The organism is Aeromonas sp. Y289-2 (assembly GCF_027705925.1).
GTDB lineage: Bacteria > Pseudomonadota > Gammaproteobacteria > Enterobacterales > Aeromonadaceae > Aeromonas > Aeromonas veronii.
This window is the reverse complement of the sequence record NZ_JAPDCH010000016.1, coordinates 36,986-55,837: the sequence shown is the minus strand read 5'-3', so window position 1 is coordinate 55,837 and position 18,852 is coordinate 36,986. Positions and strand designations below refer to the sequence as shown.

Annotated in this window: 18 protein-coding genes; 3 read left to right on the top strand and 15 right to left on the bottom strand. The window is 56.8% G+C overall.

The window, feature by feature from the left end:
• Positions 1–10 precede the first annotated feature (10 nt).
• The 15 genes from glmU to mioC all read right to left on the bottom strand — a co-directional run bounded on the left by glmU (position 11) and on the right by mioC (position 13,805).
• Positions 11–1,378: a bifunctional UDP-N-acetylglucosamine diphosphorylase/glucosamine-1-phosphate N-acetyltransferase GlmU gene (glmU, locus tag OKC43_RS18880; protein WP_069555138.1), complete on the bottom strand. Its 1,368-nt coding sequence runs from the start codon at positions 1,376–1,378 to the stop codon at positions 11–13.
• Between the two features lie 95 nt (positions 1,379–1,473).
• Entirely contained in the window at positions 1,474–1,902 is a 429-nt protein-coding gene (locus OKC43_RS18875; RefSeq protein ID WP_005339345.1) for a F0F1 ATP synthase subunit epsilon, read from the bottom strand.
• An 18-nt stretch (positions 1,903–1,920) separates the two neighbouring features.
• Entirely contained in the window at positions 1,921–3,309 is a 1,389-nt protein-coding gene (atpD, locus tag OKC43_RS18870; protein ID WP_005339344.1) for a F0F1 ATP synthase subunit beta, read from the bottom strand.
• A 33-nt stretch (positions 3,310–3,342) separates the two neighbouring features.
• On the bottom strand, positions 3,343–4,209 hold the full coding sequence (gene atpG, locus OKC43_RS18865; protein ID WP_005339343.1) for a F0F1 ATP synthase subunit gamma: 867 nt from the start codon (positions 4,207–4,209) through the stop codon (positions 3,343–3,345).
• Positions 4,210–4,252: 43 nt separating this feature from the next.
• Positions 4,253–5,794 (bottom strand): F0F1 ATP synthase subunit alpha, encoded by a 1,542-nt coding sequence (atpA, locus tag OKC43_RS18860; RefSeq protein WP_005339342.1) that lies wholly within the window; start codon positions 5,792–5,794, stop codon positions 4,253–4,255.
• A 15-nt stretch (positions 5,795–5,809) separates the two neighbouring features.
• Positions 5,810–6,343: a F0F1 ATP synthase subunit delta gene (gene atpH, locus OKC43_RS18855; protein WP_005339341.1), complete on the bottom strand. Its 534-nt coding sequence runs from the start codon at positions 6,341–6,343 to the stop codon at positions 5,810–5,812.
• Positions 6,344–6,356: 13 nt separating this feature from the next.
• Positions 6,357–6,827 carry a F0F1 ATP synthase subunit B gene (gene atpF, locus OKC43_RS18850; RefSeq protein ID WP_005339336.1) on the bottom strand — a complete coding sequence of 157 codons (471 nt, stop codon included), beginning with the start codon at positions 6,825–6,827 and terminating at the stop codon, positions 6,357–6,359.
• A gap of 54 nt (positions 6,828–6,881) precedes the next feature.
• Complete coding sequence (gene atpE / locus OKC43_RS18845) at positions 6,882–7,124, bottom strand: F0F1 ATP synthase subunit C (RefSeq protein WP_005307205.1); 243 nt, start codon at positions 7,122–7,124, stop codon at positions 6,882–6,884.
• A gap of 58 nt (positions 7,125–7,182) precedes the next feature.
• Entirely contained in the window at positions 7,183–7,965 is a 783-nt protein-coding gene (atpB, locus tag OKC43_RS18840; RefSeq protein WP_005339335.1) for a F0F1 ATP synthase subunit A, read from the bottom strand.
• 8 nt (positions 7,966–7,973) lie between these two features.
• Positions 7,974–8,384, bottom strand: a complete 411-nt coding sequence (locus tag OKC43_RS18835; RefSeq protein WP_019445506.1) for an ATP synthase subunit I — start codon at positions 8,382–8,384, stop codon at positions 7,974–7,976.
• Positions 8,385–8,574: 190 nt separating this feature from the next.
• Positions 8,575–9,483 carry a ParB/RepB/Spo0J family partition protein gene (locus OKC43_RS18830; RefSeq protein WP_005342343.1) on the bottom strand — a complete coding sequence of 303 codons (909 nt, stop codon included), beginning with the start codon at positions 9,481–9,483 and terminating at the stop codon, positions 8,575–8,577.
• Positions 9,480–10,283, bottom strand: coding sequence for a ParA family protein (locus tag OKC43_RS18825; RefSeq protein ID WP_005342341.1), 804 nt, complete (start codon positions 10,281–10,283; stop codon positions 9,480–9,482). Before OKC43_RS18825 ends, OKC43_RS18830 begins: the two co-directional genes overlap by 4 nt.
• Positions 10,284–10,309: 26 nt before the next feature.
• Complete coding sequence (rsmG, locus tag OKC43_RS18820; protein ID WP_005339331.1) at positions 10,310–10,936, bottom strand: 16S rRNA (guanine(527)-N(7))-methyltransferase RsmG; 627 nt, start codon at positions 10,934–10,936, stop codon at positions 10,310–10,312.
• Between the two features lie 21 nt (positions 10,937–10,957).
• Positions 10,958–12,847 carry a tRNA uridine-5-carboxymethylaminomethyl(34) synthesis enzyme MnmG gene (gene mnmG / locus OKC43_RS18815; RefSeq protein WP_005357220.1) on the bottom strand — a complete coding sequence of 630 codons (1,890 nt, stop codon included), beginning with the start codon at positions 12,845–12,847 and terminating at the stop codon, positions 10,958–10,960.
• 508 nt (positions 12,848–13,355) lie between these two features.
• Positions 13,356–13,805: an FMN-binding protein MioC gene (mioC, locus tag OKC43_RS18810; protein WP_236272335.1), complete on the bottom strand. Its 450-nt coding sequence runs from the start codon at positions 13,803–13,805 to the stop codon at positions 13,356–13,358.
• A 396-nt stretch (positions 13,806–14,201) separates the two neighbouring features.
• Here mioC and OKC43_RS18805 point away from each other — a divergent pair, with 396 nt between their 5' ends.
• The 3 genes from OKC43_RS18805 to OKC43_RS18795 all read left to right on the top strand — a co-directional run bounded on the left by OKC43_RS18805 (position 14,202) and on the right by OKC43_RS18795 (position 18,835).
• Positions 14,202–16,298 carry a TonB-dependent siderophore receptor gene (locus OKC43_RS18805; RefSeq protein WP_236272336.1) on the top strand — a complete coding sequence of 699 codons (2,097 nt, stop codon included), beginning with the start codon at positions 14,202–14,204 and terminating at the stop codon, positions 16,296–16,298.
• A 79-nt stretch (positions 16,299–16,377) separates the two neighbouring features.
• Positions 16,378–18,024: a multidrug ABC transporter permease/ATP-binding protein gene (locus OKC43_RS18800; RefSeq protein ID WP_236272337.1), complete on the top strand. Its 1,647-nt coding sequence runs from the start codon at positions 16,378–16,380 to the stop codon at positions 18,022–18,024.
• A 46-nt stretch (positions 18,025–18,070) separates the two neighbouring features.
• Complete coding sequence (locus OKC43_RS18795) at positions 18,071–18,835, top strand: ATP-binding cassette domain-containing protein (protein ID WP_236272338.1); 765 nt, start codon at positions 18,071–18,073, stop codon at positions 18,833–18,835.
• Positions 18,836–18,852: the final 17 nt, after the last annotated feature.

Genomic DNA, 18,852 nt, shown 5'->3' with positions numbered 1-18,852 from the left:
CATACTGATATCACTTATCAGTTTTCTTGACCGGACGAGCCCAGTTCTTGATGTGACGCTGGGGTACCCGGGTTATCACGAGTTCATTTTCACCCACGTCCTTGGTAATAGTAGAGCCGGCACCCAGGGTGGCCCCCTTGCCGATGCGAACAGGCGCTACCAGTTGGGTATCAGAACCGACGAACACATCGTCCTCGATGATGGTCTGGAATTTGTTGACCCCGTCGTAGTTGCAGGTGATGGTACCGGCACCGATATTCACCCCGGCTCCGATCTCGGCATCACCCAGATAGGTCAGATGACCGCACTTGGAACCAACCCCCAGACGGGCCTTCTTCATCTCGACGAAGTTGCCAACGTGCGCATCCTGCTCCAGAACCGCCCCCGGACGCAAGCGGGTAAACGGACCCACTGAGCACTGATCTGCCACCTGTGCACCCTCGATAACCGAGTAGGGTTTCACCTCGGTGTGATCGCCAATGACACAATCTTTCAGTACGCAACCGGCTCCGATACGAACGTGATTGCCGAGAGTCACCTTGCCCTCAATGATGACGTTTGCATCAATAACAACCTCTTCACCAATTTCCAAAACCCCACGCAAATCAAAGCGTGCGGGGTCGATCATGGTTGCACCTGCAATCATCAGTTTCTCGGCCTGCATCTGCTGATAGCTGCGCTCAAGTTGGGCCAATTGCACCCGATTGTTGGCCCCTTCAACTTCAGCGGCACGCTCTGGATGCACGGCGGCAATCGGGCAATTATCGCCGTGCGCCATTGCGATCACGTCGGTCAGATAGAACTCGCCCTGGGCGTTTTTGTTGTCGAGACGAGACAACCATTGACGCAACTGGCCCCCATTGGCCACCAGCACGCCGGTGTTCACCTCACGAATAGCCAGCTGTTCGGCATTAGCATCCTTCTGCTCGACGATGCCGACCACCTGACCGTTTTCACGGACGATACGGCCATAACCGGTGGGGTTGTCGAGCACCACAGTCAGCAGTGCCATCCCGTTTTCAGCCTTGGCAGCCAGCAGTCGCTGCAGGGTCTCTGGCTGGATCAGCGGGGTATCGCCGTAGAGCACCAGCACATCGTCTTCATCCTTCCAGAACGGGATGGCCTGGGCGACGGCATGACCGGTCCCCAGCTGCTGCGCCTGCAGCACCCAGTTCACATCGGCCGCCACGATCCGCTCTTTCAGCAGCTCGGCACCGTGGCCATAAACCAGATGCAGCTGCTCGGCACCGACCTGACGGGCAGTATCGATCACATGGGAAACCATGGGTTTGTTGGCTACCGGGTGGAGTACCTTGGGCAGGGAAGAGCGCATGCGGGTACCTTTACCCGCAGCCAGGATCACGACGTTGAGAGACATTACTTCGACCTTGAACTTGTGTGGAAATACCCGGCGGAGTCTATCCAACGGGTAAAAAAAAAGCGACCCGAAGGTCGCTTTTTACATCACCGTTATTAGCGGTAATTCTTTTTGACGATATCGATGACGCGCAGTTGCGCCATCGCCTTGGCCAACTCGGTAGCGGCCTGGGCGTAGTCGATATCACCATGGGAGCTGTGGATCCGCTCTTCGGCTGCGCGCTTGGCTTCCTGGGCTTTCGCCTCATCCAAGTCATCAGCACGAATCGCGGTGTCCGCCAGCACGGTCACGGATTCAGGTTGTACTTCCAGCATACCGCCGGAGATGTACAGCACCTCTTCAGTTCCGTTCTGCTTCACCAAGCGGACCAGGCCCGGCTTGATGGCAGTCAGCAACGGAGCATGACCGTGGCGGAGACCCAACTCACCTTCGGAGCCTGATACCTGAGCGGATTGCACGCGACCGGAAAACAGTTTTCCTTCGGCGCTCACCACGTCCAGGTGAAAGGAGATCATCTCTGCCATGGGCCCTCCTGTCGAGGCTTACAGTTTCTTGGATTTCTCGACGACTTCGTCGATACCGCCAACCATGTAGAACGCCTGCTCGGGCAGATCGTCATACTCGCCTTTCAGGATGCCCTGGAAACCACGGATGGTCTCTTTCAGCGGCACGTATTTACCCGGAGAACCGGTAAACACTTCTGCTACGAAGAACGGCTGGGACAGGAAACGCTCGATCTTACGGGCACGGGCTACGGTCAGTTTGTCTTCTTCTGACAGTTCATCCATACCCAGGATGGCGATGATGTCCTTCAGCTCTTTGTAGCGCTGCAGTACGGTCTGAACGCCACGAGCGGTCTCGTAGTGCTCTTTGCCAACCACCAGCGGATCCAGCTGACGAGAGGTAGAGTCCAGCGGGTCAACGGCCGGGTAGATACCCAGTGCCGCGATTTGACGGGACAGTACGACGGTCGCATCCAGGTGGGCGAAGGTGGTCGCCGGAGACGGGTCAGTCAAGTCATCCGCAGGCACGTAAACGGCCTGTACGGAGGTGATGGAACCGGTCTTGGTGGAGGTGATACGTTCTTGCAGAACACCCATCTCCTCGGCCAGGGTCGGCTGGTAACCTACTGCAGAAGGCATACGGCCCAGCAGTGCGGATACTTCAGTACCGGCCAGGGTGTAACGGTAGATGTTGTCCACGAAGAACAGCACGTCACGACCTTCGTCACGGAACTTCTCGGCCATGGTCAGGCCGGTCAGCGCAACGCGCAGACGGTTTCCGGGCGGCTCGTTCATCTGACCGTAAACCAGAGATACTTTGTCCAGTACGTTGGACTCCATCATCTCGTGGTAGAAGTCGTTACCCTCACGGGTACGCTCACCTACACCGGCAAACACAGAGTAACCACTGTGTTCGATCGCGATGTTACGGATCAGCTCCATCATGTTTACGGTTTTGCCTACACCGGCACCACCGAACAGACCAACTTTACCACCCTTGGCGAACGGGCATACCAGGTCGATAACCTTGATGCCGGTCTCCAGCAGATCGTTGCTGTTGGACTGATCTTCGTAGCTGGGGGCAGCGCGGTGGATAGACCAGCACTCTTCTTCACCGATCGGACCTTTTTCGTCGATTGGCTCGCCCAGTACGTTCATGATCCGACCCAGAGTCGCAGTACCGACCGGAACCTGGATGGATTTACCGCTATTCACTACTTCCAACCCACGACGCAGACCGTCGGAGGAGCCCATGGTGATGCAACGAACGACGCCGCCACCGATCTGTTGCTGAACTTCCAGCACCAGACCCTGGCCTTGACCTTCGCTAACGACCTTCAGTGCATCGTACACCTGGGGCACGGCATTCTGCGGGAACTCGATGTCCACCACAGCGCCGATGATTTGGACGATGAAACCGTTACTCATGTCAAATCCTCTAAACCTTTGATAACCCTTGCCTTACACCGCAGCAGCACCGGATACGATCTCTGTCAGCTCCTGGGTAATACTGGCCTGACGGGCCTTGTTGTATACCAGTTGCAGATCGTTAATCAGGTTACCGGCGTTGTCAGTCGCGGCTTGCATGGCAACCATTCGGGCTGCCTGTTCACTTGCCAAGTTTTCCACTACACCCTGGTAAACCTGAGATTCGACATAGCGAACCAGCAGGGTATCCAGCAGCTTCTTAGGATCCGGCTCATAGAGGTAATCCCAGTGGTGTTTCTTGGCGAGCTTGCTGTCTTCAGTTACGGGCAAAGGCAGCAGTTGATCGACCCGTGGTTGCTGCACCATGGTGTTGACGAACTTGTTGTACACCAGATACAGCTTGTCAATCTCACCGTTGTCGTAAGCCTTCAGCATGACCTTGACTGAACCAATCAGGTCATTGACGCTCGGACTATCGCCCAGTCCTGCGACATGAGCTTTAACCTTGGCGCCGTGCCGTTCAAAGAAGTTGGAGGCCTTGTTACCGATCAGTGCCAGGTCAACCTTGGCACCTTTCGCGCTCCATTGCTTCATATCATTGAGGGCAGCCTTGAACAGGTTGATGTTCAGACCACCACACAGGCCACGGTCGGTGGAGACGACGATGTAACCCACTCGCTTGACCTCACGTTCGATGAGGTAGGGGTGCTTGTATTCCAAGTTCCCCTGAGCGATATGGCCGATCACCTTGCGCATGGTTTCAGCGTACGGACGGCTGGCAGACATGCGTTCCTGCGCACGGCGCATTTTGCTTGCTGCCACCATTTCCATAGCGCCGGTGATCTTCTGAGTGTTTTTCACACTCCCGATCTTGTTACGTATCTCTTTTGCGCCGGCCATCTCTTACTCTCCATCAAGTGGCAGCTCACGCTGCCACACACGCTTACCAGGTCTGGGTTGCTTTGAAGCTATCCAGCAACGCAGTCAGCTTGCCAACGATCGCGTCGTTGTAGTCGGCTTTGGCATTGATTTCAGCCATCAGCTCGGCATGCTGGGTATTGGCGTAAGAGAGCAGAGCGGCTTCGAAGTCGACGATCTTGTTCAGCTCGACATCGGAGAGATAGCCTTTCTCGGCGGCGAACAGCACCAGAGACTGGTGAGCCACGCTCAGCGGAGAGTACTGCTTCTGCTTCATCAGCTCGGTCACTTTCACACCGTGATCCAGCTGCTTGCGAGTCGCCTCGTCCAGATCGGAAGAGAACTGGGCGAATGCCGCCAGTTCGCGATACTGGGCCAGCGCGGTACGGATACCACCGGACAGCTTCTTGACGATCTTGGTCTGAGCAGCGCCACCTACACGGGATACAGAGATACCCGGGTCAACCGCCGGACGAATACCGGAGTTGAACAGCTGTGAAGTCAGGAAGATCTGACCATCGGTGATGGAGATCACGTTGGTCGGAACGAACGCAGATACGTCACCTGCCTGGGTTTCGATGATTGGCAGCGCGGTTAAAGAACCGGTTTTGCCTTTCACTTCACCCTTGGTGAACTTCTCTACGTACTCGGCGTTAACGCGAGCAGCACGCTCCAGCAGACGGGAGTGCAGATAGAAAACGTCACCCGGGTAAGCTTCACGTCCTGGCGGACGGCGCAGCAACAGGGAGATCTGGCGATAAGCTACGGCCTGCTTGGACAGGTCATCATAGATGATCAGTGCGTCTTCACCGCGGTCACGGAAGTACTCACCCATGGAGCAACCGGCATACGGAGCCAGGTACTGCAGAGCAGCCGCTTCGGAGGCAGAGGCAACCACCACGATGGTGTTGGCCAAGGCACCGTGCTCTTCCAGCTTGCGCACTACGTTGGCGATGGTGGAGGCCTTCTGGCCAATCGCAACGTAGACACACTTAATGCCGGAATCTTTCTGGTTGATGATGGTGTCGATCGCGATGGCGGTCTTACCAACCTGACGGTCACCGATGATCAGCTCACGCTGGCCACGACCGATAGGGATCATGGCATCGATGGCTTTCAGACCGGTCTGGACCGGCTGGTCAACAGACTTACGCTCGATAACGCCCGGTGCGATCACTTCGATCGGCGAGAAGCCGTCGTTGTCGATCGGACCTTTACCGTCGATCGGCTGACCCAGGGTGTTCAACACCCGGCCCAACAGACCACGACCTACCGGCACTTCCAGAATACGGCCAGTACCTTTTACTTTCATTCCTTCTGACAGACCGTCATAGGAACCCATAATCACCGCACCGACGGAGTCACGCTCCAGGTTCAATGCCAGAGCGTAGCGGTTGCCCGGCAGCTCGATCATCTCACCCTGCATGGCATCAGCCAGGCCGTGAATACGAATGATACCGTCGCTCACAGAGACGATAGTACCTTCGTTACGCGCTTCGCTCTTTACATCAAACTGCGCAATGCGCTGCTTGATCAGCTCGGCGATTTCAGTGGAATTCAGTTGCATGCTCTAATACCCCAATCAAGATTGCAGCGCGTCAGCCATGCGATCCAGCTTACCGCGGACTGTGCCGTCGATTACCAGATCACCGGCCTTGATGAGCACCCCGGCCATCAAGGACGCATCGATGCTGCAATTCAGCTTCACTTTGCGCGCGAGACGTTGTTCCAGAGAAGCCTGAATATTGGCTTTCTGCTGGTCGGTCAGTTCGATCGCCGAAATCACGTCAGCCTGAACCTCTTTATCCAGTTCAGCTTTGAACGCTACAAATTCAGCAACGACCGCCGGCAGCACACCCAAGCGACCATTCTCGGCCATCACCCGGATCAGGTTCTGGCCATGCACGTCGAGTTGCTCACCGCAGACACCGACAAACAGCGTTGCCAGCTCTTCGGCGGCCACAGAGCCGTTTACCAGGTTGTGCATGGTCTCGTTTTCCACTACTTGCGCAGCGAAACCGAGCATACCCAGCCACTGGTCAACCGCCTTGTGCTCAACGGCAAACTCGAAAGCAGCCTTGGCGTAGGGGCGAGCGATTGTAGTCAGTTCAGACATAGCCCCGTTCCCGTTACAGTTCTGCTACCAGTTTGTCGACGATGTCGCTGTTGGCAGCCTGGTCGATTTGACGCGCCAGGATCTTCTCTGCACCAGCAATGGCAAGAGCAGCAACCTGCTTACGCAGTTCTTCTTTGGCACGATGACGTTCAGCTTCGATCTCGGCACGGCCCTGAGCCAGGATTTTTTCCCGCTCGGATTGGGCACCAGCGGCAGCTTCATCAATGATCTGGGCTTTACGTTTGTTAGCCTGCTCAATGATTTCAGCAGCCTGCAGCTTGGCTTCTTTCAGCTGATCGGTGGCGTTGGCCTTGGCCAAATCCAGATCTTTCTTGGCACGTTCGGCAGAAGAGAGACCGTCAGCAATAGCTTTCTGACGGGCTTCGATGGCAGCAATCAGCGGCGGCCATACGTACTTCATGCAAAACACTACGAAGAAGAAAAAAGCAATTGCTTGGCCGAGGAGGGTGGCATTGATATTCACAGCCGATGTCCTCTTAAGTTAGTTAATGGGTTATGCCTGGAGAGTCGTAACGACTTAGCCAGCAACCGCAAACATCACGTACAGACCCAGACCAACGGCGATCATCGGGATCGCATCCACCAGACCCATTACGATGAAGAACTGGGTACGCAGAACAGGGATCAGATCCGGTTGACGAGCAGCACCTTCCAGGAACTTGCCACCCAGGATACCGATACCGATGGAAGCGCCGATAGCAGCCAGACCCATCATCATTGCAGCAGCGATGTACAGCAGGTCCATGTTCAAGTTTTCCATGAGGATCTCCAGTTATTTAGATGTAATTGATTGTATAAAAAGGATTATTTGAGTTGCATCAACCATGGTCTTCCTGCGCCATCGACAGATAGACGATGGTCAGAACCATGAAAATGAATGCCTGCAAAGTGATGATCAGGATGTGGAAAATTGCCCAAGGCACGGACAGGATCCACTGTGACCACCAGGGTAACAAACCAGCAATCAGGATAAAGATCAGTTCGCCAGCATACATGTTGCCGAACAGTCGAAGACCCAGAGAAACAGGTTTGGAAATCAGCGTAACAGTTTCCAGGATGAGGTTAACCGGGATGGCCGCCGGGTGGTTGAAAGGCTGAAGCGTCAGCTCCTTCACAAACCCGCCGATACCCTTGACCTTGATGCTGTAATACAGGATCAAGAAGAACACGCCCAAAGCCATGGACATGGTGATGTTAACGTCAGCAGAGGGAACCACACGCAGATAGGGAATACCCATCAATTGTGCAGCGTGAGGGATAAAGTCAACGGGGATCAGATCCATGAAGTTCATCAGGAAGATCCACACAAACACCGTCAGCCCCAAAGGTGCGATGACCTTGTTGCGACCGTGAAAGATGTCTTTGACGTTACCATTCACAAACTCGACCAGCATCTCCACAAAGCACTGCAGCTTACCCGGCACCCCGCTGGTAGCGTTAACGGCTACTTTGCGGAACAGCAGGATAAACAGGGCGCCTAGCACGACGGAAAATACCATTGAGTCGATATTGACCGTCCAGAACCCGGACCCGACTTGAAGGTGGGTCAGGTGGTGGGAGATATATCCCTGAGGAGTCAGGACTTCTCCGGTTGCAGACATGAGTTTTCCTAATAGTGGTTGTTAAGCGTGAATGAAACCATCCACTGTACAACGAGGGCGAGGATATAAGTGGCGAAAAACGAGACGGTAACGACCTCGACTCCCGCACCAAACATCAGGGCGAATAGACCTGTTGTAGAAATGAGCTTAATCCCTGCCCCACCATAAAAGTCCCGCAAAACCAGGCCCACACTCTCGGTTGTCACCTTGCGGCGCAGCACCCAGACAGTAAACAAGGCTTGAGGAACCCAGTACATCCCCCCTCCGTAGAGGGCGGAATAACCGGCGCTGGCACCAGTCAGGTAAAACCAGACGGCACTCATCGCCAGGATCAGGATGAGCTGACAAACGAGCATAACCAAGGCCAGTGTCAAACCTTCCAAGGCTATTTTCTGCTTCACCAACCTACCCCTGAACATTACAGAACTGTAAAAAATCGGGATCCGAAGACCCCATGTTAACAGCTCTTAAAGCCGGTCAAATTATACCCTTGAGGGCAGCTATTGCAATATGACAAAAATCCTTAATTTTTGCGGCTTTCCGCGGCAAATCAGGGTTATGGTCATATCAAAAGGAATGGATGTTTTATTACTACAAAAAGCGTAAAAATCACGATTCCGACACGCCAAAATAGCCCAATATACGGTCCAAGTCGGACAAATTCTCGTAACTTATTACTAACTTCCCGCTATCCCGCTTGCCAGGCTGAAGTTGCACCTGATTGCCAATTTTTTCTGCCAGTTGGCGCTCCAGGTAGCCGATCTGCGGATCACGGGCCGGTTCGACCCTGGCTTTTGCCGGTTCGAGCGCTTTTTGCACCAGCTTCTCGGTATCGCGCACGGTCAGCCCTTTCTGGGCAACCAGCTTGGCCAGTTCAGACTGGGCCTGGCCGCTCAGGGCCAGCAGGGCACGGGCATGGCCCATATCGAGGTCGCCGTGCTCGACGAAACGCTTCACATCGTCGTTGAGCTGGTTGAGACGCAACAGGTTGGTCACCGTGGTGCGGGACTTGCCCACCGCCTCGGCCACCTGCTGGTGGGTGAGTTCAAATTCGGTCAGCAGTCTTTGTAGAGCGACCGCCTCTTCGATGGCATTGAGGTCTTCCCGCTGAATATTCTCAATCAGCGCGATGGCGACGGCAGCCTCGTCGGGTACATCCTTGACGATGCAGGGCACCACCTCGAGCCGCGCCAGCTGGGACGCGCGCCAGCGCCGTTCACCGGCAATGATTTCGAAGGATTGTTCGCCGAGAGGACGTACCACGATGGGCTGGATCACCCCCTGAGCGCGGATGGAGTTGGCAAGCTCTTCCAGTGCATCCTGGGACATGTCCTTGCGGGGCTGGTACTTGCCGGACTGCAACCACTCCACCGGCAGCTTGCGCAGCTCGCCCTGATTGGTGGGGGCCATGGCCTCTTCAGTACGTTGATCGCTCATCACCTGTTTCTGGCGGGCAGCCGTGCTGGTACTGAGCAGGGCATCCAGCCCCTTGCCCAGTCCACGTTTTTTCGGAGTCATATGCTCTCTCGGTCTGCGATGGTCGCCTGACGTTCCTGCTCCTGGCGGCGCAGGATCTCGCCAGCCAGTGCCAGGTAGGCCTTGGCGCCCACCGATGATTTGTCATAGTGCATGGCCGGTGCACCGAAACTCGGGGCTTCAGCCAGTCTAACGTTGCGGGGAATGATGGTGCGGTAGACCTTGTCGCCAAAGTGCTGTTTTAGCTGATCGGACACATCATTGGCCAACCGGTTGCGGTGATCGAACATGGTGCGCAGCACCCCTTCGATCTTGAGATCCGGATTGACCACAGCAGCCAGCTTGCTGATGGTGTCGACCAGGGCGGTGAGCCCCTCCAGCGCGTAATATTCGCACTGCATGGGCACCAGCACGGAGTCGGCGGCGGCCATGGCGTTCACGGTCAGCATGTTGAGAGAGGGCGGGCAGTCGATGAAGACGTAGTCGTATTTGTCCCGCACCGAGGCCAGCGCATTGCGCAGGCGGATTTCGCGGGCGAAAAATTCCATCAGACGGATTTCGGCCGCTGTCACGTCGGCATTGGCGGCGATCAGGTGATAACCCCCGGTAGTTTCGGGGATGATCACTTCGCTGATGGGGGCATCCTCGATCAGCAACTCATAGGCGGTGCGCTCGACGTCATACTTGTCGACACCACTGCCCATGGTGGCATTGCCCTGCGGATCCAGATCGATCACCAGCACCTTGCGCCGGGTGGCAGCCATGGAGGCGGCCAGATTCACACAAGTGGTGGTTTTACCCACTCCACCTTTCTGGTTGGCTATGGCGATGACTTTTCCCACACGATCCCCTAAATGAAACTGCGACCCTATTCGGGCTGGATATGTTTGAATTCCAGCAGATGACGTTCGCCTTCCAGCTCCGGCACCCGCAACTCATGACAGGCTACCAGACGGATATTGGCAGGCAACTGGGCCAGCTCCTGCTCGGGATATTGTCCCTTGAGTGCCAGGAAGCAGCCCTGTTCTGACGGCAGGTGGTGACACCAGCTCAGCATGTCCTCCAGCGAGGCAAATGCCCGACTCAGTACACCATCAAATCCCACCTCGGGTTGATACTCTTCAACCCGGGATTTGACCGGCGTCACATTGGTCAGACCCAGCTCCTGGATCACCTGACGGATGAAGTTGATCCGCTTGCCCAGACTGTCGAGCAGGACGAACTGCTTGTCCGGATTGATGATCGCCAGCGGCAATCCCGGCAGGCCGGGACCTGTCCCCACGTCGATGAAGCGCTCACCGTGCAAGTGGGGGCTTACCACCAGGCTATCGAGGATATGCTTGACCAGCATGGCGTCCGGATCTCGCACAGAGGTGAGATTGTAAGCCTTGTTCCACTTGTGCAGCAACTCGACCAACTGCACCAGTTGGCTCTTTTGGGTATCGGTGATAACAATTTCGGCCTGCTTGAGCAGGCCGTTCAATCTTTCCAGCATATTTTCCAACGGTAAGAATCCTCAGGCAGTTTTACGCAGCAGGCCGTGTTTTTTCAGGTGAACCAGCAGGATGGAGATGGCCGCCGGGGTGATGCCGGAGATGCGGGAAGCCTGACCAATGGTCTGCGGTTTGGCATCGTTCAGCTTGGCTTTCACCTCGTTGGAGAGGCCATTCACCTCGCGATAGTCCAGATCCAGCGGCAGCAAGGTGTTCTCGTTGCGCAGCTGCTTCTCCACTTCATCGTGCTGACGCTCGATGTAACCGGCGTACTTGATCTGGATCTCAACCTGTTCGGCCGCGGCAGGATCAGTCACGGAAGGGCCGACACCTTCGATGGCCATCAGCGCATCATAGGTCACCTCGGGGCGACGCAGCAGCTCTTCCAGACTTTGTTCGCGGGTCAGCGGGGTGTTGACCAGGGCGTTGACTGCCTCCAGTGACGGATGTTGCGGGTGGATCCAGGTTGAACGCATGCGCTGACGCTCCAGCTCGACCTGTTCCATCTTGGCGTTGAATTTGCTCCAGCGCTCGTCATCCACCAGACCCAGCTCGCGACCGATGGCGGTCAGGCGGATATCGGCGTTGTCTTCACGCAGCAGCAGGCGGTATTCGGCGCGGCTGGTGAACATGCGGTAAGGCTCGCGGGTCCCCAGGGTGGAGAGATCGTCCATCATCACGCCCATGTAGGCCTGATCCCGACGTGGGTTCCAGGGATCCTTGTCCTGGGCACGCAAGGCCGCGTTCAGACCGGCCATCAGGCCTTGTGCCGCCGCCTCTTCGTAACCGGTCGTGCCGTTGATCTGGCCGGCAAAGAACAGGTTTGGAATGCACTTGCTCTCCATGTTGGCCTTGAGATCCCGCGGATCGAAGAAATCATACTCGATGGCATAGCCGGGGCGGGTGATGTGGGCGTTCTCGAAGCCGCGCACAGAACGAACGATCTGCACCTGCACGTCAAACGGCAGGCTGGTGGATATCCCGTTCGGATAGAGTTCGTGGGTAGTCAAGCCTTCCGGTTCGACGAAGATCTGGTGCGCCGTCTTGTCGGCGAAACGGGTGATCTTGTCTTCGATCGACGGGCAGTAGCGCGGGCCGATCCCCTCGATCACCCCGGCGTACATGGGGCTGCGATCCAGGTTATTGCGGATCACTTCGTGGGTACGCTCGTTGGTGTGGGTGACGTAGCAAGGCACCTGACGGGGATGCTGGCTGGCATTGCCGATAAACGAGAAGACCGGACGCGGATCGTCGCCGTGCTGTTCCTGCATGACGGAGAAATCGACGCTGCGAGCATCGATGCGCGGCGGGGTGCCCGTCTTGAGACGATCGATGCGCAGCGGCAGTTCGCGCAGGCGCTGGGCCAGGGCGATCGAGGGAGGATCCCCGGCACGGCCGCCCTTGTAGTTTTCCATCCCTATGTGGATCAACCCGTTCAGGAAGGTACCGACCGTCAGCACCACAGTTTTGCCGCTGATGCGGATCCCGCTCTGGGTGACCACACCGGCAACACGATCCCCATCCATGATCAGATCGTCACAAGCCTGCTGGAAGATCTTCAGGTTCGGGTAGTTCTCCAGCATCTGGCGAACGACAGCCTTGTAGAGCAGGCGATCCGCCTGGGCACGAGTGGCTCGTACTGCCGGGCCCTTGGAGGAGTTGAGGGTGCGGAACTGGATCCCACCAAGATCGATGGCACGCGCCATGATCCCGCCGAGTGCGTCAACTTCCCTGACCAGGTGTCCCTTGCCGATCCCGCCGATCGCCGGATTACAGGACATGTGTCCCAGCGTATCGATATTGTGGGTCAGCAACAGGGTGTTCATGCCCATACGGGCTGCCGCTGTTGCTGCTTCGGTTCCGGCATGACCGCCACCGACGACGATCACATCAAATTGTTCATGGTATTGCATTGGGATCACCTTGATCTGCACGCCTGAAGATCTTTATTTGCCTGGGCTAAAGGGCGGAACATTCTATCTGTTTCGCGTCCTGAGGGGAACGTCTACTTAACGTTCAGTATGAAGGGAGGATCCACTAATTAGATCTTAAGGATCTTTAGATCGATCTTTTACTGGATCTCTTATTAGGATCCGCCCTTTCTGTTGATAAGCACTTTTTGATCATAAAGATCATTAATTTAAGGACGATCCTAGCTTGTGGAAAAGCTTGGATCCTGGCCCGGTGAACGAGGGGATAACCAGGACTTTTATACACAGAGGTCTGTCGGTCTGGATCTAATACATGGATAACTATAGGTTTTGCAGAGCTTTACACCGTAGTTATGCACATTACCCCTGGGCGTTGTGGGTAACCTTGTAGAACAACTCCCCCGGATCAATCTGTTAATAACATGGTGGATAGTCGATCTGGGGATAAGTGGGGAGATCAAGCTTTTTTTCAGGATCTCCCGTGCGCTGATCAGGCGATCATCGTCATCCAGTCGCGGATCCACACTTCTGCGGCATCTTCGGGGATCTCGTGTTGGGTCACATCAATGTCGAGCCGCTCGCCGATCCGGCTGGCTCCGCACTCGACCAGCAGCCGATCCAGCGTCTTGCCACCCTGGCAAAAGGTGTCATAACTGCTGTCGCCAAGGGCGATCACGCCATATTTCAATGAATTAAGATCCGGATGCTGCTCGGCAAGATCCTTGGCGAAGGGTTGCAGGTTGTCGGGCACATCCCCGGCACCATGGGTGGAAGTGACCACCAGCAGGATGGATCCTGCATCATCCAGCACCTCTGCCAGCTTGGCCGGGTTGTGGATCCGGGTCTGGTGGCCAGCCTGTTCCAGCAGGTTGGCGACGTGGTCTGCGACATATTCGGCGGCGCCCAGCATGGAGCCGACGACGAGATTGAGTTTGGCCATGGAATGGATCCTGATTTCAGACAAAGAAACGGAAAGCCGGATTCTACCGCCAAAGGGTGTGGATAAATATGGATAAAGCTTGGGGATAATGGAGCCAGTCAGATAATGCCACCGGAGCCATCCTGCCGATCTTTTTTCTGCTTCTTTATATTCCTCTCCATTTTCTTCTCCGCTCATAGCTCTCCTGATGGCTCCCATCTCCCGCGAAATCCTGCCAACGATGCAGCTAGATAACAATGTAGATGCAAATGATTAGCAATTATTGAATCGATTCGATCACGGCTCCTGTAGTAGGATTGCGCTGCTTTATTCGCCCATGGAACAGGGTGATGTCGTGACAAACGACCACAAATAACAATTAAAACAACATAACTCATTGATAAACGAGACTTTAATATGATTGCGCAAAAATACACTACAGGACCCGGCAAGAAGGGCGCCTTCGGCGTGCTTTCGCTCTCCGGTTTGCTCGTCTCCCTGCCGCTTATGGCCGAACAAACCACAGCTGAGCTGCCCAAAGCCAGCGAAACCATGGTGGTGACCGGTACGGCCATGAAGGTGGAAGTGCCTATGGCCGAGACGCCTCGCGCCGTCTCCGTGGTTAACCGGGAGGAGCTGGATCAGCACGCCGTGTTGCAGCTGGATGAAGCGATTCGCTACCGTTCTGGCGTATTGACCGGCCTCTATGGTTCCGACAACAACACCGACTGGTTCAAGGTGCGTGGCTTCGATGCCGCCTCTTATCTGGATGGCAACCGGTTGTTTGGCACCGGCTACTACGTCTGGACGCCGGAACCGTTCGGTCTGGAGAGTGTGGAAGTGCTGAAGGGGCCAGCCTCGATCCTTTACGGTGAGGCACCTCCGGGCGGGGTGATCAATGCCATCAGCAAGCGACCGACCGCCACGCCGCAAGGGCAGGTGGATCTGCAGCTTGGCAGCCGGGATCATCGTCAGGTCGGGGTGGATGTCTCTGACGCGCTCTCCGACAACAGCCGTTACCGCATGGTTGCTCTTTATAAAGAGCGTGATGGGGTGCTTACCGGTACTTACAACGATCGGGTTTATCTGGCGCCGAGCGTCACCTTCGATCTTTCGGATCGTACCAGCCTGACCCTGCTGGCCAGCTTCCTGCACGACGAAGGGGTCCCGACCAACGGCTTCTTCCCGGTCTATGGCACCCTGAATACGTCAGGTGGCCAGATTGATCCCTCCACCAACCTGAGCCAGCCGGATTACGATCGCAACCGCAATACCCAGATCTCCACCGGTTACGAGCTGGCCCACCAGCTCAACCAGACCTGGGAGTTCAAGCAGAACGTCCGCTTCAACTACAACGATCTGCTGCTGCGCCAGACCTATATCTTCCCGACCTATGAAGGCACAACCGCCAGTCGTGGCCTGGTTTACCGCGATGGCAATACCAAGAGTGCCACCATGGATAACCAGATGGTGGGCTACTGGAACACCGACAGCACCGAGCAGACCTTGCTGCTGGGGGTGGACCTGCAGCGTCACGTCAACGAAGGGGTCGAGGCCGACAACTACGGTATGGGCTCCATCAATACCATGAACCCGGATTACAGCGGCTTCCCCGGTTTTGACGAGTCGACCGCCACTCACCAGAAGAGCAGCAAGGGCCAGAGCGGCCTCTATGCCCAGCACCAGATCCGCTGGGACGATCGCTGGTTGCTGACTGCCGGTGGCCGTTTTGACTATGTGGAGACCCACAACACCAATACCAGCAAGGACGAGCGCCAGTACGATCACGAGCTATCCCTCTCGGGCAGCCTGATGTATCTGGCTGACAACGGCCTCTCTCCCTACTTTGCCTATGCCGAGTCGTTCGAGGTGCTGCCGGGGATCGATCCTAACACCCGAAACTCCTACAAGCCGCTCAAGGGCAAGCTCTACGAGACCGGCGTGAAGTATGCGCCTGCCTTCCTCGACGGTTACATCAATCTGGCGCTGTTCGATCTGGCCCAGACCAACTCGTTGGTCTCTACCGGTTCAGGCCAGCAGACCCAGGCGGGTGAAGTGACCTCTCAGGGGATTGAGCTGGAAGGGAGCGTGCAGGTGACCGATGCGCTGCGTCTGACCGCTGCTTATACCTACACAGATGCCAAAACCAACGACACCGGCAGTGGCGATCGCCGTGCCAGCCTGATCCCGCGCCACCAGGCCTCCTTCTGGGGTAACTACAAGGTGCAGCAAGGGGTGGCTTCGGGTCTGGAGCTGGGTACCGGTGTACGTTATATCGGTTCCAGCGTGGGTATTGGTGCCGTGAATGCGGACTACACCCCCATCTACGGCTCTGCCGAGGTGCCGGCCCATACCGTCTGGGATGCGATGATCGGGTATGACTTTGCCAAGAACTGGCGCGCCCAGCTCAACATCAACAACCTGCTGGGTGAAACCTATGTGGCCAGTTGTGACTACTACTGCTACTACGGCGAGCCGCGCAGCGTAGTGGGCAGCATCAACTACCGCTGGTAATCGAAGTCGGGTGGGAACCAGATTCCCGCCCTTCTTTTCACCCGCAGTTGTTCTGATCTCTCTGGAATACCGGTCCGTTATGGAACTCTTGTCTCTGGTTTATCGCCAATATCGTTGGCCCTTCATCGCCATTACCCTGCTCAGTCTGCTCAGTGCAGTCAGCGGGATTGGCGTCATTGCCTTTATCAATCAGTCTCTTATCGAATCTATAGGTGATCCGCTGCCGATCCTCGGTCAGCTGGTCGGCCTGATTGTGTTGCTGCTGGTTATCACACTTGGATCTCAGTTGGCCCTGACCACCCTCGGTCACCATTTTGTCTACCGGTTGCGCGGCCGTCTGCTCAAGCAACTGCTGGATACCGATGTCGCCCGCATCCGCCAGATTGGTCAGGGGCCGCTGCTGGCTTCCCTCTCCAGCGATATCGGCCAAATCACCATCGCCTTCGTGCGCCTGCCTGAGCTGGTGCAGGGGCTGGTGCTCACGCTGGGTTCTGCCCTCTATCTTGGCTGGCTCTCTCCTGCATTACTCGGGGTGACCGCACTCTGGGTCACCGTCACCATGGTGGTGGGCTGGTTGCTGGTGAACCGTGTTTATCGCCATCTCTCCCACATGCGTCAGGCCGAAGATCGGCTCTATCAGAACTATCAGGCCATCATCGCTGGCAGCAAGGAGCTGGCGCTCAACCGCGAGCGGGCTCACTTCGTTTACCACCAGCTCTATGAGCAAAATGCCCGTGACTACCGCCAGCAGATCATTCGCGCCGACACCTATCACCTGAGCGCGGTGAACTGGTCGAATATCATGATGCTGGGGGCGATCGGTCTGGTCTTCTTTCTGGCCAACGGCCTTGGCTGGGCCAACACCAATGTGGCCGCCACCTTTGCGCTGACCCTGCTGTTCCTGCGCACCCCGCTGTTGCAGGGGATTGGCGCCATGCCGACCCTGCTTGCCGCTCATGTGGCGTTCGACAAGATCGCCGCCCTCAATCTGGCCGAGCCGGATGCGGACTTCCCGCTGCCGCCCACCATCCGCCCCTGGCTGCGTATCGAGCTGGAGCAGGTGAGCTTTCACTATCAGGGGGAGGGCGGTTTTGCCGTTGGCCCCATCGATCTGGTCATCGAAAAGGGGGAGCAGATCTTCATCATCGGTGGCAATGGCTCCGGCAAGTCGACGCTGGCCATGCTGCTGACCGGCCTTTACCAGCCGGTATCGGGCCGGATCCTGCTGGATGGTGAGCCCGTCACCGATCGCAATGGCTATCTGGCGCTCTTCTCCGCCATCTTCACCGACTATCACCTGTTCCAGCACCTGCTGGGGCCGGAACCCAAGGATGAGCTGGTGGCCGAGTGGCTGGAGCGGTTGCAGATGGGCAGCAAGCTCACCATCGAGGATGGCTTTATCGCCGATATCGCTCTCTCCCAAGGGCAGCGAAAGCGGGTCGCCCTGCTGCTGGCGCTGGCCGAGCAGCGCGAGGTGATGCTGTTTGACGAGTGGGCCGCGGATCAGGATCCCCAGTTCCGCCGCATCTTCTATCAGGTGCTGTTGCCGCGCCTCAAGGAGATGGGCAAGACGGTGATTGCCATCAGTCACGATGATCACTATTTCCCGCTGGCCGATCGCCTGCTGGAGATGCGTCAGGGCCAGCTCACTGAACTGACCGGCGCGCGCCGTGCCGCAGTGAGCCGCGATGCGATCGCCCATCTGGATTGCGAGGTGCCAGCTTGATGCCGGCACCGATGAGACTGGCGGCAAGCCAGCACAGGAATTGCTTATGTTCGAGATGAAATCAGCCAGCTTCACGGTCAATGATCGCACGCTGCTGTACCCCACCGACCTGCGTTTCGAGCAGGGACAGGTCTATGGCCTCATCGGCCACAATGGTTCGGGCAAATCGACCCTGCTCAAGCTGCTGGCACGCCAGCACCCCCTCAGCGACGGCGAGATCCTGTTCGATGGCAAGCCGCTGCCCGACTGGGGCAACCGGGAGTTTGCCCGTCAGGTGGCCTATCTGCCCCAGCATCTGCCGAGCGCCGAGAATCTGCTCGGGCGGGAGCTGGTGGAGATGGGTCGCTACCCCTGGCGTGGCCTGCTGGGCAGGATGGGGGCGGAGGATCACCGTCAGGTCGATCGGGCCATCGCCCTTACCCATACCGAACGCTTTGCCGATCGGCTGGTGGATACCCTCTCCGGCGGTGAGCGGGGGCGGGTCTGGCTGGCGATGCTGCTGGCCCAGGAGAGCCGCTTCATCCTCCTGGACGAGCCGCTGGCCGCGCTGGATGTGGCCCATCAGGTGGAGGTGCTGACGCTGGTCAAGCAGTTGAGCCGTCAGCTAAACCTCGGGGTCATCATCGTCATTCACGACATCAATATGGCCTCCCGCTTCTGTGATCGGCTGGTGGCGCTCCACTCCGGCCGCCTGCTTACCCACGGTGAACCTGAGGGGATCATGACCAGCGAGACTCTGCACGCCATCTATGGCATTCCGATGGAGGTCATTCGCCACCCGGCTCATGCTCATCCCATCGCCATCGTCTGACCGGGGGGCTCTCTTGA